This is a genomic window from Pseudomonas sp. LBUM1659 (assembly GCF_059716045.1).
Genome location: NZ_CP166797.1, coordinates 6462695 through 6486734, shown reverse-complemented (window position 1 = coordinate 6486734; position 24040 = coordinate 6462695). Strand labels below are relative to the sequence as shown.

26 protein-coding genes are annotated in these 24040 nt (G+C 51.9%); 16 read left to right on the top strand and 10 right to left on the bottom strand.

Features of this window, described 5'->3' with window-relative positions:
- Positions 1-97: 97 nt before the first annotated feature.
- The 3 genes from ACA048_RS29655 (at position 98) to ACA048_RS29645 (ending at position 3779) form a co-directional block, all read left to right on the top strand.
- A complete protein-coding gene (locus tag ACA048_RS29655) occupies positions 98-874 on the top strand; it encodes a DeoR/GlpR family DNA-binding transcription regulator (protein ID WP_497627418.1) in 777 nt (258 codons plus the stop codon).
- A gap of 1 nt (position 875) precedes the next feature.
- A complete protein-coding gene (gene glmS / locus ACA048_RS29650) occupies positions 876-2723 on the top strand; it encodes a glutamine--fructose-6-phosphate transaminase (isomerizing) (protein ID WP_497627417.1) in 1848 nt (615 codons plus the stop codon).
- 150 nt (positions 2724-2873) lie between these two features.
- Entirely contained in the window at positions 2874-3779 is a 906-nt protein-coding gene (locus ACA048_RS29645; protein ID WP_497627416.1) for a TniQ family protein, read from the top strand.
- 2 nt (positions 3780-3781) lie between these two features.
- Here the strand turns inward: ACA048_RS29645 and ACA048_RS29640 are convergent, their stop codons facing one another.
- From ACA048_RS29640 to ACA048_RS29630, 3 genes are all read right to left on the bottom strand, one after another.
- Positions 3782-5095, bottom strand: coding sequence for an AAA family ATPase (locus ACA048_RS29640; protein WP_497627415.1), 1314 nt, complete (start codon positions 5093-5095; stop codon positions 3782-3784).
- Positions 5092-6888: a TnsB C-terminal domain-containing protein gene (locus ACA048_RS29635; RefSeq protein WP_497627414.1), complete on the bottom strand. Its 1797-nt coding sequence runs from the start codon at positions 6886-6888 to the stop codon at positions 5092-5094. Before ACA048_RS29635 ends, ACA048_RS29640 begins: the two co-directional genes overlap by 4 nt.
- 197 nt (positions 6889-7085) lie before the next feature.
- Positions 7086-8048, bottom strand: coding sequence for a PDDEXK family nuclease (locus ACA048_RS29630; RefSeq protein ID WP_497627413.1), 963 nt, complete (start codon positions 8046-8048; stop codon positions 7086-7088).
- A 731-nt stretch (positions 8049-8779) separates the two neighbouring features.
- On the opposite strand from ACA048_RS29630, the gene ACA048_RS29625 reads away from it, so the two are divergent.
- The 5 genes from ACA048_RS29625 (at position 8780) to ACA048_RS29605 (ending at position 13850) form a co-directional block, all read left to right on the top strand.
- Positions 8780-10342: a TnsD family Tn7-like transposition protein gene (locus tag ACA048_RS29625; protein WP_497627412.1), complete on the top strand. Its 1563-nt coding sequence runs from the start codon at positions 8780-8782 to the stop codon at positions 10340-10342.
- A 75-nt stretch (positions 10343-10417) separates the two neighbouring features.
- The gene (locus tag ACA048_RS29620; RefSeq protein WP_497627411.1) at positions 10418-10888 is read left to right on the top strand and encodes an Xre family toxin-antitoxin system antitoxin; all 471 of its coding nucleotides are present in this window, start codon (positions 10418-10420) and stop codon (positions 10886-10888) included.
- Positions 10889-11188: 300 nt separating this feature from the next.
- Complete coding sequence (locus ACA048_RS29615; protein ID WP_497627410.1) at positions 11189-12880, top strand: hypothetical protein; 1692 nt, start codon at positions 11189-11191, stop codon at positions 12878-12880.
- 75 nt (positions 12881-12955) lie between these two features.
- Positions 12956-13165 carry an AAA family ATPase gene (locus tag ACA048_RS29610; protein WP_497627409.1) on the top strand — a complete coding sequence of 70 codons (210 nt, stop codon included), beginning with the start codon at positions 12956-12958 and terminating at the stop codon, positions 13163-13165.
- A complete protein-coding gene (locus ACA048_RS29605) occupies positions 13152-13850 on the top strand; it encodes a hypothetical protein (protein ID WP_497627408.1) in 699 nt (232 codons plus the stop codon). Before ACA048_RS29610 ends, ACA048_RS29605 begins: the two co-directional genes overlap by 14 nt.
- A gap of 51 nt (positions 13851-13901) precedes the next feature.
- Here the strand turns inward: ACA048_RS29605 and ACA048_RS29600 are convergent, their stop codons facing one another.
- The gene (locus tag ACA048_RS29600; protein WP_497627407.1) at positions 13902-14261 is read right to left on the bottom strand and encodes a helix-turn-helix domain-containing protein; all 360 of its coding nucleotides are present in this window, start codon (positions 14259-14261) and stop codon (positions 13902-13904) included.
- Positions 14262-14305: 44 nt separating this feature from the next.
- Here ACA048_RS29600 and ACA048_RS29595 point away from each other — a divergent pair, with 44 nt between their 5' ends.
- Genes ACA048_RS29595 through ACA048_RS29585 form a run of 3 tightly spaced genes read left to right on the top strand, consistent with a single transcriptional unit; the run spans position 14306 to position 16502 of the window.
- On the top strand, positions 14306-14584 hold the full coding sequence (locus ACA048_RS29595) for a DUF4031 domain-containing protein (RefSeq protein WP_497627406.1): 279 nt from the start codon (positions 14306-14308) through the stop codon (positions 14582-14584).
- A gap of 29 nt (positions 14585-14613) precedes the next feature.
- Positions 14614-15825, top strand: coding sequence for a MazG C-terminal domain-containing protein (locus ACA048_RS29590; RefSeq protein ID WP_497627405.1), 1212 nt, complete (start codon positions 14614-14616; stop codon positions 15823-15825).
- A 5-nt stretch (positions 15826-15830) separates the two neighbouring features.
- Positions 15831-16502, top strand: coding sequence for a uracil-DNA glycosylase (locus ACA048_RS29585; protein ID WP_497627404.1), 672 nt, complete (start codon positions 15831-15833; stop codon positions 16500-16502).
- A 9-nt stretch (positions 16503-16511) separates the two neighbouring features.
- Here ACA048_RS29585 and ACA048_RS29580 read toward each other — a convergent pair whose 3' ends face one another.
- From ACA048_RS29580 to ACA048_RS29560, 5 genes are all read right to left on the bottom strand, one after another.
- A complete protein-coding gene (locus ACA048_RS29580) occupies positions 16512-17312 on the bottom strand; it encodes a thymidylate synthase family protein (protein WP_497627403.1) in 801 nt (266 codons plus the stop codon).
- The gene (locus tag ACA048_RS29575) at positions 17290-17820 is read right to left on the bottom strand and encodes a C1 family peptidase (RefSeq protein WP_497627402.1); all 531 of its coding nucleotides are present in this window, start codon (positions 17818-17820) and stop codon (positions 17290-17292) included. Before ACA048_RS29575 ends, ACA048_RS29580 begins: the two co-directional genes overlap by 23 nt.
- 116 nt (positions 17821-17936) lie before the next feature.
- Complete coding sequence (locus ACA048_RS29570; RefSeq protein WP_497627401.1) at positions 17937-18956, bottom strand: ImmA/IrrE family metallo-endopeptidase; 1020 nt, start codon at positions 18954-18956, stop codon at positions 17937-17939.
- Positions 18956-19306: a helix-turn-helix domain-containing protein gene (locus ACA048_RS29565; RefSeq protein WP_497627400.1), complete on the bottom strand. Its 351-nt coding sequence runs from the start codon at positions 19304-19306 to the stop codon at positions 18956-18958. The genes ACA048_RS29570 and ACA048_RS29565 overlap by 1 nt, the downstream gene beginning before the upstream one ends.
- Entirely contained in the window at positions 19299-19568 is a 270-nt protein-coding gene (locus ACA048_RS29560) for a hypothetical protein (RefSeq protein WP_497627399.1), read from the bottom strand. The genes ACA048_RS29565 and ACA048_RS29560 overlap by 8 nt, the downstream gene beginning before the upstream one ends.
- Positions 19569-19884: 316 nt before the next feature.
- Between ACA048_RS29560 and ACA048_RS29555 the strand changes: the two genes are divergently transcribed.
- The 4 genes from ACA048_RS29555 (at position 19885) to ACA048_RS29540 (ending at position 22852) form a co-directional block, all read left to right on the top strand.
- Positions 19885-20556, top strand: a complete 672-nt coding sequence (locus ACA048_RS29555; RefSeq protein WP_497627398.1) for a hypothetical protein — start codon at positions 19885-19887, stop codon at positions 20554-20556.
- 184 nt (positions 20557-20740) lie between these two features.
- Positions 20741-21151: a hypothetical protein gene (locus ACA048_RS29550; RefSeq protein ID WP_497627397.1), complete on the top strand. Its 411-nt coding sequence runs from the start codon at positions 20741-20743 to the stop codon at positions 21149-21151.
- Positions 21152-21413: 262 nt separating this feature from the next.
- Positions 21414-22307, top strand: a complete 894-nt coding sequence (locus ACA048_RS29545; RefSeq protein ID WP_497627396.1) for a hypothetical protein — start codon at positions 21414-21416, stop codon at positions 22305-22307.
- Between the two features lie 212 nt (positions 22308-22519).
- Complete coding sequence (locus ACA048_RS29540; RefSeq protein WP_497627395.1) at positions 22520-22852, top strand: hypothetical protein; 333 nt, start codon at positions 22520-22522, stop codon at positions 22850-22852.
- A gap of 242 nt (positions 22853-23094) precedes the next feature.
- Here ACA048_RS29540 and ACA048_RS29535 read toward each other — a convergent pair whose 3' ends face one another.
- The gene (locus tag ACA048_RS29535; protein WP_497627394.1) at positions 23095-23667 is read right to left on the bottom strand and encodes a GNAT family N-acetyltransferase; all 573 of its coding nucleotides are present in this window, start codon (positions 23665-23667) and stop codon (positions 23095-23097) included.
- Positions 23668-23741: 74 nt separating this feature from the next.
- Between ACA048_RS29535 and ACA048_RS29530 the strand changes: the two genes are divergently transcribed.
- The gene (locus ACA048_RS29530) at positions 23742-24017 is read left to right on the top strand and encodes a hypothetical protein (RefSeq protein ID WP_497627393.1); all 276 of its coding nucleotides are present in this window, start codon (positions 23742-23744) and stop codon (positions 24015-24017) included.
- Positions 24018-24040: the final 23 nt, after the last annotated feature.

The window sequence follows — 24040 nt, the reverse complement described above, 5'->3', positions numbered from 1 at the left end:
GTTATGCACAGGCCTTTTTATCGCATCATGCTTGACGAAATTCCGGCTATAGGTTTTGATTGCTTCCGTTATCTTTCGAATCGAAACTTACTAGCCCATGTCGAAGCGCAACACACCCCAACGCCGGCACAATATCCTCACCTTGCTCAATGAGCAGGGCGAAGTCAGTGTAGACGAGCTGGCAAAGCGCTTCGAAACTTCGGAAGTTACGATTCGAAAAGATCTGGCGGCACTCGAGAGTCACGGCCTGCTGCTGCGCCGTTACGGCGGAGCGATCACCATGCCTCAGGAATTGGTCGCTGACATCGGCCAACCCGTCTCCAAGTACAAACAAGCCATTGCCCGCGCCGCCGTCACACGTATTCGTGAGCATGCGCGGATCATCATCGACAGCGGCAGCACCACGGCCGCGATGATTCCGGAGCTCGGTCAGCAGCCAGGGCTGGTGGTGATGACCAACTCGCTGCACGTTGCCAATGCGCTGAGCGAGCTCGAACACGAGCCGGTGCTGTTGATGACCGGCGGCACTTGGGACCCGCATTCCGAGTCCTTTCAGGGGCAGGTCGCCGAGCAGGTTCTACGCTCTTACGACTTTGACCAACTTTTTATCGGTGCCGATGGCATCGATCTGGTCCGCGGTACCACCACTTTCAACGAATTACTGGGGCTGAGCCGGGTCATGGCAGAAGTCGCCCGCGAAGTAGTCGTGATGGTGGAGGCCGACAAGATCGGCCGCAAAATCCCCAACCTGGAGCTGCCATGGAGCAGTGTCCATACCCTTATTACCGATGATCGTCTTCCGCTTTCGGCACGCGATCAGATTCAGGCCCGCGGAATCAATTTGATTTGCGCGGCTGTCAGTCAGGAGAAATAGTATGTGTGGAATTGTCGGCGCAGTTGCAGAACGTAACATCACCGCCATCCTGCTCGAAGGCCTCAAACGCCTGGAATACCGTGGCTATGACAGCGCCGGTGTGGCGGTCTTCACCAACGATGAAAAGCTCGAACGCATGCGTCGTCCGGGCAAGGTCAGCGAGCTGGAACTGGCACTTGAAGCCGAGCCACTGGTCGGTCGCCTCGGCATCGCCCATACCCGCTGGGCAACACACGGCGCACCGTGCGAGCGTAACGCCCACCCGCATTTCTCCGGCGACCTGGCCGTGGTGCACAACGGCATCATCGAAAACCACGAGGCCCTGCGTGAGCAGCTGAAAGCCCTGGGTTACGTGTTCACCTCGGACACCGACACCGAAGTCATCGCCCACCTGCTGAACCACAAGCTCAAGGATCTGCACGATCTGACCGTGGCCCTCAAGGCGACTGTCAAAGAGCTGCACGGTGCATACGGCCTGGCGGTTATCAGTGCACAGCAACCGGATCGCCTGGTCGCGGCGCGCAGCGGCAGCCCGCTGGTGATTGGTCTGGGCCTGGGTGAAAACTTCCTCGCTTCCGACCAACTGGCCCTGCGTCAGGTCACCGACCGTTTCATGTACCTGGAAGAAGGTGATATCGCTGAGATTCGCCGTGACAGCGTGCATATCTGGGACGTTGATGGTAAAGCCGTCGAGCGCGAAACCGTGCAGTACCGCGACGGTGCCGAAGTGGCGGACAAGGGCGAATTCCGCCACTTCATGCTCAAGGAAATCCACGAGCAACCGTCTGTTGTTCAGCGCACCCTCGAAGGTCGTCTCAGCCCGAACGGCGTGCTGGTACAAGCGTTCGGTCCACAGGCTGCCGAGCTGTTCGCCAAAGTGCGCAACGTGCAGATCGTTGCCTGCGGCACCAGCTATCACGCCGGTATGGTTGCCCGTTACTGGCTCGAAGAGCTGGCCGGCATCCCGTGCCAGGTCGAAGTCGCCAGCGAGTTCCGCTACCGCAAAGTCGTGGTGCAGCCAGACACTCTGTTCGTGACCATCTCCCAGTCCGGAGAAACCGCCGACACCTTGGCCGCGCTGCGCAACGCCAAGGAGCTTTCAAGAGAAGAAGGGGGCTACCTCGCCAGCCTGGCGATCTGCAACGTCGGCATCAGTTCGCTGGTGCGTGAGTCTGACCTGACCCTGCTGACCCAGGCCGGTCGCGAAATCGGCGTGGCCTCGACCAAAGCCTTTACCACCCAACTGGTAGGCCTGCTGTTGCTGACCCTGTCCCTGGGTCAGGTTCGCGGCACCTTGGTCCAAGGCGTCGAAGCCACTCTGGTTGAAGAACTGCGTCGTCTACCAACCCGCTTGGGCGAAGCCCTGGCCATGGACAGCACCGTCGAGAAAATCGCCGAACTGTTCGCCGAGAAGAACCACACGCTGTTCCTCGGCCGTGGCGCGCAATTCCCGGTAGCGATGGAAGGGGCCCTGAAGCTCAAGGAAATCTCCTACATCCACGCTGAAGCCTATCCGGCTGGCGAGCTGAAACACGGCCCGTTGGCGCTTGTGGATAACGACATGCCCGTGGTGACCGTGGCACCGAACAACGAGTTGCTGGAGAAGCTGAAATCCAACCTTCAGGAAGTCCGCGCCCGTGGCGGCCAATTGATCGTCTTCGCAGACGAGCAGGCAGGCATGACCAATGGTGAAGGCACGCACGTTGTGCACATGCCGCACATCCACGACATCCTGTCGCCGATCCTCTACACCATCCCGCTGCAGTTGCTGTCGTACTACGTTGCTGTATTGAAAGGCACGGACGTTGACCAGCCGCGCAATCTGGCGAAGTCGGTGACGGTGGAGTAAATCGAAAGACGCGTGGCACGAAGTTGGTCTTCAGGATTAAAAACTGTCTCTAGGTATTAAAAACTGTCTCGTTTTGGAGTCTCTCGGGGCTCCAAACGACGTCATTGCTTCTGGCCATCCCTGCTTTGCAGAATTCCGAGACGCTCGCCCTTGCTTCTGACCATTCTGCCCAACGAGTCCTTGCGCTCCTTTTTGGAGCGGCATATCTATCTGGATTCGCAAGCCCCATCAGCAATCCCTCTCATGAAAATCTCGCGCTTCTACATGAGGGCATCAGCAATCCGCGTAATCGCTGGGGCTATAGGCCGCGACAACTGTTACGGTTTTAATCGTCTCCTGCACGACCATACCAGCTACCCTCAACTTGCAACTTTCAGACAAGCTTCCCAAGTAGGTTATTCAGGAAGCACGTATCTATCGAGTACAACAAGGTTTGAAACCGAAGATATACGACCTGCCTTCTGCATTGCGTGCGTTAAAGAAGATATTGAATCGATAGGATTTGCGTACTGGAGGAGAGATCATCGCTACGTGAATGTGTGCGCCAAGCATAATGTCGTTTTACTAAGAAAATGCCCAGTTTGTAAAAAGAGCATTGAAGTACACGACCATGGATATGGCTATTCCCTTTTATGGAAAGGATGTAAAGGGCGTCACGTCTATGAATTCCGTGAGACAATAAATAGCGATGCCAGCGAGCAAACCTATTCAAAGATACACGAAGAAATAGGGCAATCAAGATTTTATCTTTTACGTGATGAACTAATTCAACACCTTAAAGAAAAAGCCACAGACATGGCATCTAGTGAAGAAATTTCAGAAGAAGAATTGGAAGCAGTTGAGGCTCGCCTAGAGTTTTTCAGGTTCTCTATTCCGAGAATTGATTCAGATTACAGGCCAGATCACCGTTATAGCCAACAATTGATACAAGTCGTAGCAACCATGTATGGGAGCTTCGGGTCGTTGGTGGATGATATTCGTCAAAGAGGTGGCTTAGTGAAATGCATGGATGATTCGATGCACGTAGTACGTGAATATAAGCCATTGAATTTTTAATCTTAATCGACCTTTGGATCAAAGATTTCATTGAATGCATCCAATAAACTCTCGTCCGTTGGCTTTTCAATGCTGGTACGCTTAGGACGTTTAGTGCTTGGGGGGCTTGCGTCTGAGCCAAGCTTAAGATTTTTGTGTGTTTCCCGCTCAGTCGCGGTCAGTGCGCCCTCGAATACAGCTTGAGCCGCACGGTTGTCACGATCTTTCCTAGCAAACTGAATTACATTGGATCGAATTGGTATACCGAATGGGCAGCGTAGATCTAGGCGACTGGCCTTATTCTTCTGAATAGCTTGTCGCTCCAGTTCCTCCACGTCATCTCGATGAGAAAAGTAGGAGCTTGAAATGTAAGCTCGGTGCACATCTTCAAGACCTATCCACATGCGGTTTGAGTTCCGAGCTTCTAAGTAAGAAAGCTTTAAAAGCTGCACTGCGAGCCGTTTGATTCCAAAACTGCCGCGATAGACTTCTTTTGCCAAGTCCTCGACGTTAGCGCGAATTCGCCCGTTGCTGGCAGCTATGCATTCGCTTATGTAATCGGACCAAGGCTTGGAGTCTGGTTCATCTGGAAGCATCACTCTTGGCTCTGATAAGAGGCGCTGTCTATCTTCGCTGTTACGTCTAAGAAGTTTATGGATCAGACTATAATTCGATACGAAAACCATTGGTATATTCAGGCCAGACATGGTTAGGAGTAGATCCGTTACCTTGGCGGCACCTTGTCCGGTATTCACGTGCTGCATTTCTTCCAGTACTGCCAGCGATATACCGTTCTGATTAGCGCGCTGTTGGCATCTGTGTAGCAGGATTGCAACGTTTTCTCGTGTCGAGCCCTCATGGCCCAGGAAATTCATTAGAAGTTGCTTACCAGACGCTTTGCCGCGAGCGCTAGCGTACCAGTGAGAGTAAACGGCATGCGGCTGCTGATAATGACCAACTTCTATTTCAACTGGGCCGGGCATGACGCGTCGCAACGCATTGATAGTTTCAGTTTTTCCTACGCCTGCTAAGCCGGTTAGACAGATGGGAAATACCTCACCAGACTGTGGGTAGTACATTCTATTGACATAACGGCTTTCAGTGTCAAAGTTCTTGGCTGAGTGAGCGGCTGCTCTGCCCACCACCTCTGCAATGAACTCAAGGGTAAATTCATTGGGAACGAAAATTTCCTTTAGTACGCCGCCAAACAGTTCTGCTGCCAAATTAGGTTCAATGCTGTCTAGCTCGCTAACAGGGTCTGGTCGGATTGTAATCTTCTCGCGAAGATAATCCATATTCGTCAAGCCATTGAAGCGAGATGTCATAAGGCTAATCATGACTTTATTCCCATCAGGCGTTTTTGATCTTCCAAGTCACGTTGGGCAACAGAGTCCTTAACGGGGCGCCCCAGTTTCTTAACGCCCGCGTCCCACTCTTTACTGGTTTCCTCTTCGAAGGTTGTCTTATGCTGTTGATCAATAGCTACCTTCTCGTGGCGTCGCTTTGCTTGCGCACGAAGGCGAGCTTCATGTATTACTTGGAGATCTTCTAGCGAAATATCGGCGCTTCCCGGCTTTATGCTTGCGGTGTAGACGAAGCTGAGTTCGATTAATTCACCTTCAATCTCGATCCATATATGACGCACGCACATGGTGATACTGTAGGCCTTCACGCGAATCACTCCGCTCCGCGCTATCCTATCAAATACTCCAGTGTCAATTAATAACGTTGAATTGTATTTGCGCCCATAGAAATACACGCCGTCACTACGTATTACCGCTGGAAGTGGAGTTAAAAACTCTCTGACCGCCTGCTTGAAGGGCATCAGACTCCCGCTATTACGCCCTCGTTCGTCTAAATACGTCCAAATATTCAATGGAGTCGGCGCGAATTCTTCAAGCCACATTTCTTCTGTCATATAGGAACTGCGATCGGAGGTCTCGTTATCTTTTATTGCTCTACGGACTTCCCGGCGTGCCATCTCCACTAGATTGAGTCCGCTATGAATGTAGGACGCTTGATCCTTAGTTTGCTTATCCCTAGGATGAGATGACTCTACCGTCGCTTTGGATTGTCCAGAATGTGTTGGGGTCAATTCAACGCGGCTTAGCCATTCGATGGCTTCCTCGGCCTTCATATGTGCAGCTGGACCTCTGTCGAAGACCAGCTTGCTGGACAGTCCAATACTTGGCCACTGATCGGGTTTAATCGTAATGCCAAATAATTCACAGTATTTGACCTTATCGACTGCTGCGCAAAATAAGGCCATTCGATATGCTTCCATGCTTTCACGGCCTTTAGCGAATCCAATACCAACGACGGCCCCAGATACAGCACATACCGCTCTTACCACGCAAAAAGCGTCTAGAGCAGCACCTTCAATAATTCCAGAGATCTTCTCGCTCGGATAAAAACCGTCATACTCGACCAGCTGATTTAAATTGCATAGTTGCGCTGAAAAGCTTCCCTTGTCGCCTGACGCTGCACGGGCCGCGCTCGGTCCTTTCAAATCTCGGGTAAGCGATGCGGGATCGGTTTGTTTTTTGACCCAATCCCAAAATTGATTTGGGCTAGGAAAAGGCTCACCCTCAGGATGAAAGAACTCTCGGCCCCTCACACCTTCACGAACTCGGCACCCGAAAGTTTTTCGGAGAGCAGCTCCATAAATGTCATCTTGGGTCTTGTCGGCCCTCTTAAACTCCAGAAATCCTTTTAGAATTTGTTCTTTCATTTCGGGTGTGATGGGAAACCCGCTATTTCCTCCAAAGCGAGAAGGGCGGCCAAGCTTCTTTGTTGTCTTCTCACTTCTGTCCCAGGTGCCGATCCTATGCAAGCTGGGCATGAGCGCCCATTTCGATTTGCCAAACACTAAGAAGCTGAAAAACCACAACCGTAGTCTCCCCGGATGCTGCTTAGGCTCATAGTTTTTCGCGTGTGCGTTGATGATCGCTTCGGGATTGTCGGAGGCCAGAATTTCCGCTGCCCTAGGAACCAGCTCAGTTATGGCAAGCAAGCGGCGGTTAACCTTATCCTCGTATCGCTCCTTTGGATCGACACGGCGGCTCTCTCGCCAAGAGCTTTCAATGCCCGCAGATTCGTCGAGCCATGGTGGATTGGCGTGCATGTCCATCTCAACGAGCTCTCCGGCTTCGAGCGCGGCTTCGAAGCGCAGCCTTGACATAGTAATGAGGGTGGCTCGAGTTCCACGCTCGTCGAACTCGACCAACCGGACTCTGTTGCTCCCCCCATCGTTTATGAGAAAGTGATAGGCCACTCCATTGACCAGTTCACCGCAGCCTTCAGGTGCGATTAGTCGAGATCCTGTCATCATTGAGCAGTTTCCGAGAAGAATGATCGGTAATGCTCAATCACATCGCACCGTGCATGCTCAAGCGGTTGATCGATCTGAATGTATTTAAATAAATCGACAGCTAGATTTCGGTCCCAAATATCTTGATAGATGCGTGTGATAAATTGATCCCGGTTACCCCATTTTTTTCCAAACGCTATAGCAACTGGCGCAAGGGGACGACCGCAGATGAAATCCTCATCTAATTGCTGACTGAAGTCCTCCAGCAACTGAGGATTTAAATCCAGTGGACGGTCGTGCGCACCAAAAATTTGATCCAAATTTGCCATTACAATCGGATCAATATCATCAAGTGACAAATTTACTGTTCTGATTCCCGCGCTTAAATAATATTCTTCCTCTAAGCGGAGCCGCAGGTCAGCAAGTTCACGATCTTTCCGTCTAGTCGCGAGCGATTTCAAAGAAGACCGTCGTTTTTCCATGAAGTCGTATTTTGATAACTTGATGTTCCAGTTAACTGCATACGGAGCAGCGCCTGGAGCATTGAGATAGAGCAGCAAGTCTCCGAGGTAGGGGTACGCTGCCCACTTGCGCTCGCCGCTTGAGGTTTCGACTACCACCTTTGCGTGGTCCATGCCGATCTGACTTGCGATGGCTAGCGTACCTGCTAGCGGTTTGAGATTGGTTCCTTGTACTAGTGGGTGACCATGCAGCGGGTGGACGTGCGCCTGCGGGTGAAGCAGCTTCTGCTCATGTATATCGAAGACAGCCGGATGGAACAGGGCCAGTTGGGTAAATACTCGTTCAGGAATGGAGAGCAGGTGAAGCGCACGCTCAAGCTTCCGGCTGTTGAGCCGGCAAACCCGTGAGCCTTTAGGTGCCTCGCCAGGTACGGCGAATATCGCGGGTAGGTAGTCATCACCCCAGCGGAAGCTACCCTGGCGATCTCTAATTCGAGTGAGAGTTTTTTGAGAAATCATTGTTATCCGTACCCATGCCACCTGGTTAGACCCGCAGCAGGTGGCCTAACTTAGTAAATGCGTACAACAATCATACGCATACGCCGCGCTGCCTTTCGGCACACGGATTTCGCTATTTTAGGGATGAGGGGAACCCGCAGAGCTTGACGCTCCGCGTATGCGGATAGACAATGATCGTGTCAGGGGTCCAATCTTGACACAGGGGCCTAAGGTAAAACTTAGGCCCTTGTCTATTCTGGCTCCCGATAATTTAACCAGAATTAATCATTACGTTCTTACCTAATTAATATCTATTCTTTTATTGGTTATATTCATCCAGTAGCGCAACTTAGTGTTAGCCGAACCCTTAACAAAATTGGGGTTTAAGCATACGCCGCTAGAACGCGTTTTTTAGATCAATTCGCAGTTATGTCTATAGCGTTACCTCGCATGGTAACTCTATGAAACGTGGATTGACAACTGGAAAAAATCGCAAAAAAAAGGCACCCCCTGACACGGCATCATTTCCAATGTTGATGTAGAGCGGCAGCGCTTTATAAATGTGTGCAAAAGGTCTCAATTCCCTCTCTGGATGAGGGGAAAGTTATCCACATATAGATTTCCTTATAGTATAAAAGGGCCGCGAGTTAATTCGAATAAAACTATCCACAGCTGTTCTCTGACTATAATAAGTTATCCACAGAAAAATTGACCCACGCTGAAAGGGTCACCCGGATTGGATAGCAGCCCGCATGCACACTGCTTACCTGGAGGCAGATATTGAATGGCTGAGAGGTGAGACCTTTTTCAGCCTTTGCAGTCGCCTACATCTACTCTCAGGAAACCTCCGTCCCGGTGCTACTGCGACGCAGCTGTTTGGTCTGTCTGAGCGATGCATCAAACACGACCTACCCTGCGGGATGGATGCCTTCGAACAGAACAGTGGTAGCAGGTGGGGCGATGCTAGGCAGATCATCGAGAAGCACACGATTTTTCCCTTCTTCGGTCCCTTTCAGTCTCAGGTAGCGGTCAATGACGCATTGACCCGATTGAGAAGCCCAGTAATGGGGGCGCTGAAATATCAGCTCGGTCTGGTATGCGGAGGTTTTGGTGCAGACCATCCCCTGAGGGCTTGCCAGTCGTGCATGAGGCGAGATATCGAGCTATGTGGCGTTTCGTACTGGCATCTCGACCACCAGTATCCTGGCGTAGTGATCTGCTCGACGCACAGGGAAGTGCTCAGTGAGTGCACACGAAACCGGCGGTGGTGCGGCCGTTTCAATTGGACATTGCCTGAGGAGACCACTTTAAGCGACATGAGTTATGGAGCATTGAAGAATGAGGAACAGGAGAGACTCGCTTCGATGTCCGATGCTTGTCGCGACTTGGCCGGTTTTGGACTGAATCAGCAGTTCGATTCGCTGGTAGTCGCTCACGTCTACCGGAAGTGGCTTCCTAAGGGCGGAGCGCCCCAGAGCCTGTTGGCTCATTTGCTTCCCCTGCGGAGATTTCATCCGTACGGAGGATTGCCGGCAACTGTGGAAGCTGCCGGCAGTTTTATCGCTCAGATGACGCGTTCTCCGCGCCAGCACGTTCACCCACTGAAGCACTTGGTGATGCTCACCTGGCTTTTCGGTGATCTGGAGTCTTTTGTACAGTGCTACGAGGTAAGCTTCAGGCAGCTAGCAACGCCGGCCCTGCGAGATGACAACATCCAACAGCCTGGGGACCTCGTGCCGATCGTTGTTTCGAGAGGGCCTCCGAGACCGAAGCGGTTGAAGCCTCAACTCAGAGCGGTTTTGCTCAGACGCCTTGCTGAGGGAGTAGCAAAACGGCTGATTTGTGATGAGTTTCAGATCACCATTTCTACGGTAAACAAGCTGCTTCGATCCGAGCCTGGTGTTCAAGCGTCTTGGTCATCTCGGCAAATTGCTCTCAGCCAGGCCCATCATCGTTCGCGCTGGTTCGACCTCCGGCAGCAGTTCCCGTCGCTCTCCCTTACTGAACTTCGAAAAAAATTCCCGTCGTTGTACGTCTGGCTGTATCGCAACGACAGAAAGTGGCTGAACGTGCAGACCGCTCAGATGCCCAAGCCTTGTAGAACCCGCCCTGCGCGAGTCGATTGGGAGAGCCGAGACGATTGCCTTCTACACCAGTTGAGAGCGGAGCTAATTAGGAAGTATGGAGCGGATCAGGATATGCATCTCAGGCAGTCGCAGATATTCGCCTTGATACCTCGTCTCGCCCAGAACCTGGAGAGAAGGGATCGTTACCCACGGACTCGTGCATATATGAAGCTGCTATCGATACGGTAGACCTCGCCATCATCCTCTTACGATTAGAGAGAAACAGATCTACTCTGGGCCTAGGTCGCTGGAGAGGTTGAGCCAATGGTTTCTACAGTCATGCTTCCTCAAGTGCTGTCTTCAACTAAAACGCCAACGGTTTATCTGACACAAGCAGATAATGAGAGCTTGAGTCAGTTGGACATCCTTCGTCTTGTTCAGGTGGGATTCTCACTTGATGGGGTACGAGCTATGGTCGCGTCCTCCGGGCTGTACACATCGCGTAAGCTCTTGGAGCGGATCATAGGAAGGTCGACCAGGACCATCCAACGTCAGATCAAACTCAAAAATGCGGTTCGATTGACTGCCCTGCAAAGTGCTGTAGCTTTCCAGTATGCAAAGGCGCTTGAGCTCGCTGTATCGGTTTTCGGCTCTCAAGAACTTGCGGAGCAATGGCTGAACCGCCCTAGTAGGCATCTGGCAGGCATCGTTCCTTTCGAAATGATCGGTACCTCGCTCGGCTACAGCGTTGTAGTGGAGTACCTGGAACGCATTCGGTTAGGTGTCTATCAGTAACGCCCTTTCTTAGCCGTGCTTCGTATCACCCGAATAGGCTTCATGGCTGACACTCGCTAGTAGCAAACGCTGCGTTGCGTATCATAGCGGTGCTGAGGCCTGTTCTAGCCGTCAAAGTCGAGAGCGAGGAGTCCCGGTGGGAACCGAGTTCGACTATTGTGACATTTTTGACCTTCTCGCCTGTTTTATTGCTCTGAAACCCTTGTAGGCCGGGTCTTTTCAGATAGCATCCACAATGAGCGAACGGACCTTGTTATCAAGGTTTATAAATAGCGCAGTGTGACAACGGTGGAGCGCAGCATGGCGACGGATGCAATAGCGGAGATTCTGGCCAAAAGCGGCCCGATGCTAAGCAGCGAACTCGCGAAGATTCTGGAATCCAAGCACAAGCTTGCCCCTCCGGCCGCACGCAAGCGAGTTGAGCGCGGATGTGATGACATGAGAAAGCTGAGCCATTTGGTTTTTCCACATCGTGCTCGCTTTGTATATTTGCGATCCGACTATGGGTCGCCAAGGTTTTTTAAGAACCTTATGGATGCACTCCAGAAGACGAACAGCGCTTACTACCAAGCGCTCCAGGCTCTGAAGATGCGCTCCAACATCATGCTGCGCTCCCACTTCCTCATAGCCTGTGGCGCGCCGGTCGCTCAACTGAAACATATCTCCGCGGAAAGCCTGCTTGAACGCCTGATCAGCGCTGACCTGGTCAAGGAGGTAGCGCTCCCGGGTGGTGATGTATGCATCGTGAGATGCGATCAAGAAATGTCTTTTAGAGACGGGTACGCGCTGCCCAAACTTAAGGCTCGAAACATCGCCGAACGAGTGGCACTGCTCGGGGTAAAGGACTGGGCAAGAAAATTGGGCCTGGTGAGCTACGAGGCCGTTAAAACTCGTGAGGATGAGGGTCTTGAAAAGATGCCGCAGGTGGGGACGTTCCAGTGGGATATGGCTGGACCATCTTATCTCTTCCCCATGCGTTCATACACCGAGGCTGCTGGGGTCAGGGGAGGATTTTTTGTATGCGACATTGCCTTGAATGGCAGGGCAACGGCTGAGGAGCTGAGCGCGTTCGTCAAAAAATGCGTGACGCTCCGAAGCCTCTCGAAGGTTAATCGTTGTTTGCAGGTATTTGTAGCCGAAGAGTTTTCGACGGAAGCGTTCGCGCTTTTAAAAAGTGAAGGCATCATCCCCGCCACTACTGAAAGCCTCTTCGGCTTGGAGGTAGCTAGGGCTTTAAAGAATCTGTGCTCGTTGCTCGAAAATACGGCCAAGCTCCTGGACAGTCCCGAATCGTTGGACAAGGTTTTCAACGTGCTTTCCAGGATCGAAGGCGCCGCGTCTACCCTACGGGGCAGCCTGTTCGAATTCGCGGTAGCTCACATTACCAAGACCACATTCTTAGGTGGCGATCCTGAAGTGAACCGGAAGGTTAAGGATAGCCTTGGCCGTGAGGCCGAAATTGACGTTTTGGTTGTCAGGAGGAATCGAGACGTAGTGTTCATCGAGTGCAAAGGGGTGCACCCTTCAGTCAACGTTGACGATCGTGAGGTCGTCAAATGGCTTGATGACCGTATCCCGGTGCTCCGTGAGGTGGCTAAGCATCACTCTGAATGGAAAAATCTAGCGCAGCGATTTGAAATATGGAGTAGCGGCAAATTCACTTCACAAGCGCTATCGATGATCTCGGAGAGAGACCTTCAAACCCAAAAGTACGAGATTGTGGCCAGAGACTCAGAGTATGTCTTTGCCCAGGTGCTGGAGAGTAGCGATGCAGGATTGGTCCGCACGTACGAACAGCACTTCATCAACCATCCGATGAGGGAGATGGAGATGGATCTGGAACGAGCGGCGAGGAAAGCGGAACGTGATAAAAAACGAGCCAGGGTGGAAAAAAACTCGGCAGTGCCACCTCTACCTTTGTCGCTGCAAGTCACTGTATTCGCATCAAGTGAGCCATTGACTGTTGATGCGCCTGCCGACACACCAGCCTAATCAGGTCGGACACTCGAGGCGTTATTTAAGGATGTTGCCCATTCTCATAGATGGCGTTCAGAAGGATATTGGTCGGTGAAAATCAGAAAGGTAGTGATCAAGAACTTTCGCGGAGTGAAAGAGCTTGACTGGAGCGTTCCCACGGCCGACATCTTCTGCCTCATAGGCAAAGGGGATTCTTCCAAGTCAACGATTCTGGAAGCCATTCGTTACACGTTTCACCCCCAATGGAATCTCGCGTTCAGCGACTCTGATTTCTACCAGTGTCGGATTGCTGAAGCATGATGAGAGCGTTATTGCTCTGCATGGTGGCGATCAACAGTCCAAGAACAAAACCCATCTTTTGGCTCGAAGCATGGCCGGCCGTTTTTCCTCAATTGAGGAGATTGAAGGAAGAGATCTCCATTCATTCCTCAAGAAGCTCGTGGCCGCGAAGACGGTTCAGGCTGGTTTTCTCCTCGCAGTTGATTTCGCGAAGAAGTGTTTCACTGGCGTCGGTGATGCGTTGACTGCTGGCACCAAACGAGGCGAGGTGGCTAATCTTCGCAAAGGCACGAGATATCCTCTGGTACTCCAGGCAGCGAATGACTACCTGAACGACCCTACAAGCAGCCATCTCAAAACATTTTTCCTGACTTTGAAGACCAACCCAGAGACGTCTGCCTATCGTCGTGACCTTCTGTATCGCTTCCTCAGCGTGCTTAAAATGCATTCTGACGGTGAAGGAGTGACTCTTGCGGAGGCCGGTAACAGGTACCAGCGTGAGATGAGGCATACGGGGCGGCCGATCAACCACCAAAAACTCATCGGGACAACGCTGCTGGTCAAGGGCCTTGAGTATGACCATGCCGTTATTCTCGATGCTGACGCGCTTGATGCTAAGGATTTGTACGTTGCAATGACTCGAGGATCGAAATCGCTCACCATCATTGGGACAGGCAGGCATCTGCCTGCTCGCGGCGTGGCCTAGTTTAGAAGGGCTATTTCCAGTGTCCCACTGGCAGCATCGTCCGACGCGAATTTAGCTCTTAATGGGTACACGTGCCGCTGCGATGAGTCCCTCCATCGCTTCTACAAACTTCGTCACGGCCGGCTCCCACTCTGGGGCCTGGCGAAGTAACTCATCCACTTTTCGTCCCAGGCTTGAGTTGGGTGCCGAGTACCGGTAAGGGGCATCGTCAATTTGCAAAAATATGCAGATTTTTTGCAAATTTTTGCTGGCACTACTCATCTGTCCTCGCTCGTAACGAGAAATCTGAGAATGATCTACGCTAACCGCACAGCCAAGATCTACGAGCGTTAGGCCTTTACCTAAACGAGCTTGGCGGATCTGGCCTCCGAGTATGGCGGCGCTTGCTGGAGAGTTGAATTTTTTTCCCATAATGTGCAAAATGTTTGCACATTTTTTTACAAAAGGCGAGCTGAATGGCGGTCTACGTGGATTCGGAAGAGATCCTATGGCGGGGAAAACACTGGTGCCACCTCGCAGCGGATACCTTAGATGAACTGCATGCGTTCGCTATTAGGCTAGGCCTACGCAGAAGTTGGTTTCAATCCAAGGGCTATCCGCACTACGATGTGACCGTTGCAGTGCGTGAGCGCGCACTGAAAATGGGAGCAATCGATGCTGACCGCGAGACTATCGTGGGTCGCTGCAAGCAACTGAAGATGGAGCTACGGCAGCAGTTGTTAGCAATAGCATGAAGCATCAGAACCATGATCAAGGAGGATTGATGGCATCTACACCACAACCGCGCCCGGTGGCGCTCACCGTAGCCAAGTACATGCTCAAAGCTCGGGAGAGCATGCGTTTCAAGGATGACCCCGATCGCCTTCAATACATCCGGTTCGGATACTTCGGCGAAATAGGAGGCCTACTTTCCTCCGTGAAAAAGGCTGGCCGCGACCGTCTACAAGCCGCGCAGAACGATTTGGCAGCAGAAGAGCTGGGGGATGCGTTGTGGTACCTGACCATTGCGTCGCACCTCCTGGGCATTCCTGCCGATGCTCTGGGAGAGCAATGTATTCTTGTGCTTCGCGAAGAATTCGGCGAAAGCAAGAAAGCTCCCGCACCGCCGATCACGTTCCGTCAGATAGACGGTCTTATCGAAACACAGCGGGATGAGGATACAATCCCCCGCCCACTCCAGCTTGGGAAGTTAGCGCTTAGTGCTGGTGTGCTGGCCGAAATGTCTCAAGCCAGCTTGGAAGCCATGGCAGCGCCCAAGCGTGAGGCCTATTTCGGACAGCTGTTGTCGGAACTCGCCAAGACCTGTTCCAGCTTCAACCTGACCCTTGAAGACGTGGCGCTGGGAAACCTGGAGAAAACAGCCAGCCGCTGGCCAAGTGAGCAGAAGCGCGAATTCCCACTATTCGATGAAGGCTTTCCGGAGCATGAGCAGTTCGAGCGTGAATTCACTATTGAATTCATCGAGCGCGGCGACGGGCAGAACAAACATGTGGTGCAGCGCTTGAACGGCGTTTACATCGGCGACCGCCTCACAGATAACAGCAACGAGCCTGATGACTATCGTTTCCACGATGTCTTTCATTTGGCTTACGTGGCTCATCTGGGTTGGTCGCCAGTGTTGCGAGCTTTGCTCAAGCGCAAACGGAAATCCAACCCCGCCAAGGATGAGAACGACGATGGTGCTCGTGCAGCGATCATCGAGGAAGGCATTGCCACTTGGATTTTCGACCACGCTAAAAAATATGGGTACTACGAAGGGACTCAACCTGGACGCCTCGACTACGGTCTTCTCAAGCAGATCCAGGGCATGGTTCGAGGCTACGAGGTTGAGCAATGCAAGCTTTGGCAGTGGGAGCTTGCCATTCTCGACGGTTTCAAGATGTTTCGTGAACTGCGCGAACATCGAGGAGGCTCCGTAGTAGTCAACATTACTGAGGGGACGCTGACCTTTCACGAGCCCCCTAAAGAGGCCTAAACGAAATGACTCCTACCTCCTTTGTAAAGGCCTTGGCTGAATTCAGCCTAGACAATGTGTTCAACCCCTATGCAGATACCTGTCCTGTACACGATCGCGCCGGAGCGGCTGCATCTCGTCGCAAAAACCTGAAAAGCTACCTTCAGGCCGTTTCCGATCTAGGTGCCGATACCATCTGGATGGGCCGCGATCTAGGCTATCGCGGCGGGCGACGCACTGGCCTAGCCCTTACCGACGAATACCATCTGCCCGAGATGACCCGCGTCTATCCCGGATCTGAGTCGCAACAAGCAACCCGTGGCCCCGCAATCGCTGAACGAACTGCCGCAGAGATCTGGGCCATCCTGAAGGCTGTCGATGTTCCGCCGCTCTTGTGGAATGTGTTTCCCTTCCATCCGCATGAGCCAGGTAACCCATTCACCAACCGCAAGTTCAGCGCTAAGGAGCTGGCTCTGGTGGATGAGCTGAACAACGAGCTTTTCAATTGGCTGAGAATCAGAAAGATCATCGCGATCGGTCAGGATGCCGCTCACTATGCGTCGCGTTTCGGCCTGCCAGTGGAGACAATCCGCCACCCAAGCTACGGCGGAGTCCGTGACTTCCGTGCAGGGATGGCAAGGCTCTATGACCTCCGCCCCCTGGCTCTCCAGGCAAGTCGCCAGGCTTCACTACTCTGATGATCTCCCTCAGCCGGGTAGGGATGCCAACAGATCCTTAGTGACACCTACCTTGCCGAAGGTTTCCATATCTAGGTATGCGTGCGTCGCAATGCAGGTGAACGTTCCGCACTCATACTTGGACTCTTTGCCCACAAACGAGTGAAGCTGGCTTAGCCCAACAAGGTTGCCTAGCGCACGCTGGCAGTACCACTGAGAGCGATAGATAGCGGTCAAATCTAGCTTGCCGTCCGTAAGCTTGAAGCTCAGATGACTCAAGCAGGGAACGTTGAGGGCTTTGGCGTCCCGGGTGGGATCGAACACTGGCAGCTCATACCCATGCCCCTCCAGTGGGGGAGCCAGATCAATGTCGGCGTCGCTGACCCCCAGCTCAAAAGCCGATTGGTACTTGGTGCCGGTATGCGTCTGAAGCAGACGCTCAATCAGGTCGTCTAACGGGTTGATAGTTCCTGTACCGTTTCGGCTAGGGCGACTTATCATGCGGTGAGCGTAGGTGCCCCACGAACCAGGTTTCTTGCCCTTGGCCAACAACTCCAGATAGGCCTTGTAGAGCTCGGGGCGTGCGAATCGTCGGGCCAGCCCGTTGGGAAAAATTGTGGTCGCAACGGTCTCGATGCTCAGATCCTCCCGGCTCTTACGCAATACCGCATCCACCGCCCTGATGATCCTCACGTCATCCTTGGAAAGCTTCTGAGGAGCGCTGATTTCCAAAACCAGGTTCCGATCTTTCCGCTGTTTGCATCCCGCCAAATGTCGCGCCGCCGCCACCCAGGCCTGCCCTATACTTTCACTGACGATCAGTTTTGCCATTCTCTACTCCAAATGCACATTCGGCATGCGCGCTTACATAGGTACCTGAAATCCAGGCGTGTCCATCTACGCCCCACTGAGGGCCCCAGCTGTTGCGCACGTAGAACCATGGCGCACTATTTCCATCTTCATGACCCACGCCAATGGCGACTACCGCATGCAACAAACCCGACATGACCTGATCACTAAAAGGCACTAAATCCCCTTCAGGCTTGAAGAATTCGGGCGTTACCCGCAGCCCCAGCCCGATCGGCTGTCCGGCGCTGATGAAGCAGGAGATATCGGTAGGATCAGCCGATACACGCTGCAAAAACTGGCCATAGTGTTGAAATCCCGAGGGCAGATCGGGGATTGGGAGCGAAGGCTCCTCGGGGCAATAGGGGAAGGCGGTTTCTTCCGGTTGCCCGGCACGAGACGCCTCTCGCATCGCGTCGAAAGTGCTTCCCTCCCCTGGTAACCATCCGGGAGACAAAATCGCGGCTGCCTGGTACAGGAATTCGGGACTCAAATCTGCGGGAGATCCCGGACGGTTGAGATCCGATAATGCAAATGCCAGACAGGTCGGGCGACGACCCTGCGGTCTTGCCGGCGAGTCATAGCCATCGAGCAACACCTTGGGGACTATCACGTCTGCCTGCCCTCAAGTAGCTGCTTGCGCGAGTGAGGCGTCAGCCCAAGATCCAAAGGCTCAAACCGGGCACTGGATTTGAATGTGTCGGTTGGGGGGCTGGTAACATCCCATGGTGCTCGCTCGGAGAGCTGCACGCTCATCGGCGTCGCATTGCCCGCTCGGCCGCCGGTGAGCAGATAGTCCATCGTGCCTGGGCCGCCGAAGACCAGCGAATTATCCATCGAAGACTTCGAGGGAACGGTCAACGGCTCCAGTTGGAAGCCTTCTGTCGCCAGTTCGTCAATGGAGTCGGCTTCCCAGAGATATCCTGATGAGGCTCTGCTTGGCAGTCGAACCACCATTTGATCGTCTGGACGCGGCTCCAAGATTGATGTTCGGTCATCACTGTCGAGTAGCCATACTTCTTTGCGAGCATCGGTCAGACGATCACCGAGCAGCGCTTTTTTGATCATCGCCGGCGTAGTCCGCAACATTTGTTGAACTTGATCGGCGTTCATAACGTTATGGCGACTGAGCGACCATGCGGCTGCTTCGTAGCTGACTCCCATGCGCAAGGCCAGCTGATAGAGGATGGCAGGTCGGAATAACGCTTCTTTCTTCCATTGCTTGCGCTGCATTATCTTGACGATCAGCTTGCGAGGAACCAGAAGGTTGTAGCCAAAGTGATCCGCCTCTTGTTCGACGAGGGCACCCTTGGAGCCGTAATAAATCTTCTCGTCTGCGGTACTACCATGGCCCATGAAGAAATGACCCAACTCGTGGGCACAGGTCATATGAACCAAGCCAGCCGGTCGATCCACATTGACCAGAATTCCGGGGGTCTCATTCCCCAGAAATGCCCCCAGTAGCTTCTGCATGGGGCGCAACATAACCATGACCCCAGAATCGGCAGCTATCTGGAATGGGTCTATCCGCGTATATCCGTCTTGCTCGATGCGCTCCATCGCACGGCTTTCATCTATGACCTCAGCCGCACGTTGCGCGGCTCGCATAACAACATCGCGGTAGCCCATCACTGTTCCTTGTGCTTGAGGAACTCGGCGAAGCGAGCTACCTCATCAATATCCTGCTGCGAAAGTCCATTTACGGCTCTGGCCAGAAATGCAAGCTGGGTGGGGCCGGAAGGCATTGGATCCCGCCCGGTCATCAGATACTCCATCGACTTGCGATAGAGTTTGGCGAGCTTGCTCAACTCTGTGGCTTCAACCTTGCGGTTGCCCGATTCTATGTTGGTCACAGCCGGGCGAGATAGTCCCAGCGCGTGAGCAACCTCATCTTGGGAAAGCCCAACATATTCCCTGGCATCCCGCAGGCGCTCAGCCAGGCGAAGCCTGTCTTGATCCTCTATCGTCGAGCTACTCATGAGTCTTGTCCTTCAGATGCTTGAGGATTCCCGACGTGACCAAGCTGACAAACTGTTCCTTGGTTTCGTAACCACCGTTGCGGATCACAACATCAACCGGGATTTTGACTTTCAACATCTTCCCAATCTCTACAAGCGCGTCGATGGCCATGACCGATTCCATGGGCGCACCCAATTCATCCACAGACAGCGGGTCGTCAACGATTTCTAGCGCACGCTTATCCCAAAACTGGCCAAGGTGTTTCTCAATTTCGTCTTTCATTTCGTAGTCCTAACGTAAGATTTTCGTACATTCTTCGTTAGAATTTAAGTCGGTGCTGTAGAATTTGCAAGGTCGTCTTAGGAACTGCACACCACGTCGTTTATTCAACGAATGACCGCGCTGCCGCATCTCAGTGGTCCAGTCCGTCTCAACGTCTGTTAGAAGCATCCATCCTCCGATCATCAGCCCTTGGGTGTGCAGGAGCTACTTTTCGCGTGGCGCCAAGCGTATTAATATCATATTGACATCCCCATGGGGTAGGCAGTGCAAACACTGATGCTTGCAACGTAGCAGTCAATTAAAATCAGGGACCGAAATGAAACATCAGGATCGCTTCAAACGGCCAAACCGCCGTAAGAATTATAAAGAGCTAGGCATTCGATCCTTAAAAGTTTTATCGAGCGTAGGCGCATTCGGATTCATTATTGCTACCTGTTACAGCTTTTTTATTAGTGACACTCGACTTATATTTGAAAGGCCATACGGACGCTCTTACGTTTTCTCATTAATCAATGACTCGCCCGCTGATGTCATCGTTGAGAAATTCAAGATCTCTTATCCCGATCAACCGGTAATCGCAAAAACCACGAAAACGATCGTTGCAGAATCACGGCAAGGCGGTCTAGAGATGCCTGGCGGAAACATCAGCTCGGTTCCGATTATCGAATTCAACGAACTGGACGGAGAAACCATATCCGCTAGGGACACCCACAAATTCCGACTACCTCCGCTAAACAGTAGAGACTACCTACAGTTGGAAGCTGCAATCTTCGAAATAAGCTACGAAATAACTCCAGAAAACCAACTGCTAAAATTTATTGACAAGTCTCTTAAGTTCGTCGCATTACGAAACAAAGAGAAAGTTATTCGCTACATAGTGGTCGACAACTACTGGATTCCTACTCGATCCAAATCGCGCTATGAAGCCATCCGAATTGCGTGTCGAGATAACGACATGCTTTCCAGAGGGAATCTGTGTTCAGAATAGGTCAGTTCAAAGAGGTCGGAGTGCGGAGCCCTGGTCCGATCTCATAAACTCGACACTGAGGCGCCACCGCGGCTGAGATAATGCAGGCGTGTGTGCTTGGGAAATTAGGGGCGATTCAATCGTGGGCTACTGGCATTCCATCCACACAGCATGCAGTAAGGTTCCGATTTCAGGAGGAAGTGGCATGAATGAAAAACGAGTTACGCTCAAGCTGACTTTGGATCACTCGATAGCGATCAGGCTCAATCAGACCGACGTAGATACACCTTTCAAGGAGACTCGTTGCGGGTCACAAAGTCAGGAATTGCTGATTATAAAGTTCGAGGGCAAAGAGATCGGATTCTGTGTGATTGCTCTAGACCTCAACCCCGAGGTGGCGAAGTTTTTTATCTGCCCCGAGTTTCGAGGTAACGCTGGGCCAGCAGTTGCTGCTGCGAGAGAGGTGTTTTCGTATATAGAAAGACGCCCATGCGTGAGTTACTCGCTTCAATCTCTTGAAAATAATGAGCGTGCCTGGAGGTTTTGGGAGAAAGCCGTAAAGGGTCGAGTAGCGAGGACGTCAGGATGGAACTATTTGATTGGCGTTTGGGATTAAGTTCGTATGGATGTGAGCGAGTCTATAGCTAGACCAGATTTTCCGGCAAGCTTTTTTGCATCTACACAAAACCACAGAGAAAATAGCATGTGGATGGGATTAATTTAGCCCATGCAGATAACATATGTATAGGATCGATCGATTAAGTACGTGCGCCGCATAGGTTACTGCGTTGAATGCCAAATTTGGCAGTCTGCTAGACTCTCGCCGCAGACCATGGTTACGAGGTTGTAGTATAAAGTTAACTTTAAGATAGGTGCATATGTCAATTCTAAAAAATATCGAAAGTGACTACGGCGAATTTTTCGCGCTAAGAAAAGACGTTTCTAGAGAAAAGTTGGGAAAGTTTTCGAGAGCGCAGCACGAGAAACTTAAGAAAGTTTTTGGTCATCAAGACGTATTCGTCGGGGTTGAATGGATTGCGCGACATTATTTGGCATCAAAAAAAATATCGCTAGCCGCACTCTATTTCACACAGTCACAAACCCTTCAAGTGCAGGGTATGAAAAATCTTTCGTTTTACGCATGCTATTACTCGTTATTCAGTGCTCTGTCGGCAAACATGCTACTGAATGCTGATTTTAGCTTGGAAAAGGTCAGATCAATCTCCCATAGTGCATTGGCTAGGGAGATTGACAACTACTACGTTCGGCAAAATATTTATGCGAGTGAGATTGTATCTCTACTTGAGGAGTTGCGATTTTGCCGTGAGCTGTATAGCTATCATCTTCCAATCTCCGGGGATGTCATACATGGTGAGGCTGCGTTGGATATTACGACACTTCATTCCCGACTCAGCAAAGTTTTGCCTACATGTATGCAGATGGCTGACATGCAATCTTATCTCACGTACTACGCGTGGAAAGAGGTGGTCGGAGAGCGGGTTGATATAGCTTCTGAGCAAATGCCTAAAGTTGAGGAGTTATTCTGGTCAATTGTGCAGCGTGAAGGCCCTGCATCGCTATCCCACAAAGATCGTGGTGACTACATGCTGTTAGCGTACTATTTGAAAACGGGATCACCTACTCCCATTTCATGGTTTATCAATGAAAAACTTATGGAGGACGTGGAATGTGCTTGGGGAGAACAAGAAAGCGGTGAGGGCTATCAAATAGACTCTGTTGCCCGATATCTATCCAAGACCATAAGGGCGTAATAGATCCCCCTTGGTTTCATAGATAAACGGAATGGCAGCTTTTGGCCGCCAGTGCCAGCCATGATAGGCAGCAGATGGACAGATGCTGACGCTCGCCGGTATCTGCTGGCCCTCTACCACTTCAGGTCTGACCCCAGCGACGCTTTACTACAGAGTCCGGCCATCCGGATAGAATAAATCAGGTTATAGATAACACTCTTCTGAGAAATGGTATGAATACAGAATTGATGGAAGATGAGATGCGCCGGGCGCTATTCGGTGATTCTGAGCCCTCTGCTCCGGCAATTAACTCAGACGTGCAGGGCACAGTCCCGGATGTTGTGATTGTGCAACCGGTGAAGGCAACGAAGAAAAAGACAGTCTCAAAAGGCTTCACACCCAGGTTGAGAGTTACGCTCCGTGTGGGAAATGAATTTGAAGGCGAGATGCACGAGATGGTACATGAGGCCGATACGCTTAGCTCCCTAGTTGCAGAACAAGAAGCTACTAAGACGGCCAGAAAAAAATTCAGGTTTGTGGAAGTGGTCTCGGTCAAGTCGATGTAAGTGGGTACTCTCACTTAGCTCGCTTGCCAGGCATTGAACCGCATTCGTTTACCGCGGGTCACCCAACAGATTCGTGTCGATTGAAGCCTCAATCATTAGGGGTCGGTAGTCGTATCCCAGATTGGCTTTAACACCATCACTCCATCCAAACTCTCAATGTTTAACTGGTCGCCAGCCTCAAGCCCCAAAGCTGAGGGTGACGACCGGTTGAATCCACAGCCCTTTGCAGACATTCAAAGTGATTAAAAACCCTGGGGCGATTGAAAATGTGCTTTTCGTAGGTCGAGACCCCACGCCTCATCTTGCTCAGGGAGTTCGCCAAACGGATACGTCTGGGGATCTATGACTCTAAAACCTAACCTCGCAAGTAGGGTACGAGATCGGACGTTGGCCTTCGAAGTCGTTGCATAGATGACACAAATTTCTAACCTTTGGACGAGATGATCGAGCATCAGCTTGCACGATTCGTAGGCCAAGCCGGCACCCCAATACTTGCTTGCGAAGACATACGCGATCTCCCCAACCTTGCCGGAATATATCGTTGCTTGCACGTATCCCAGCGCTGCGCCCTCTGTTCCCCTTACTATCCAGTTGAGCCATGTTTCCATACCGTCAGGTGATTGGCAGGCTTCAAGGTAACGGTACCTATCTCTCAGCTTATCTGGGGATTCAGGGGGGGATTCATCGAGATAGCGGTATATGGAAGGATCCAGGAGCAGCTCATACATTTCGTCGGCGTGGGCAGGCACCTGAGGCTCAAGTTGGACGCGATCACCGCAAATTTTCCAGTTATTAAAGCGTTCCGTAGATTGCATGCTATACCTCATGTGACCCGTCCTTTCGCTGTGGACTAGCCAGAAGAGATTACTGCCCCTAACTGGAGAATACTATGCCCGCCGAACCGAAAGACCTGAAGGCATTGGAGGCTGCTGCCCCGGAACTTATCAAAAAATTAGCCGAGCTGGTGAAGACGCTCTCTGCGGAAGAGAAGCAAGTGTTCAGTGAAATTATTGGATCGGCAGCGTCACATACCAAACTGGTGCAAGCCCACGAGGAAGGCGATGGTGACCTGATCTTTATGAAGCCAAAGTCGGTGTACTCCACGGTAAAAATGAAAAAATCTTACATAGACCTTCCCAAAAAACTTGGGTTGGATAATAAGTAGAAAACATCCGTTCGGAATCGACT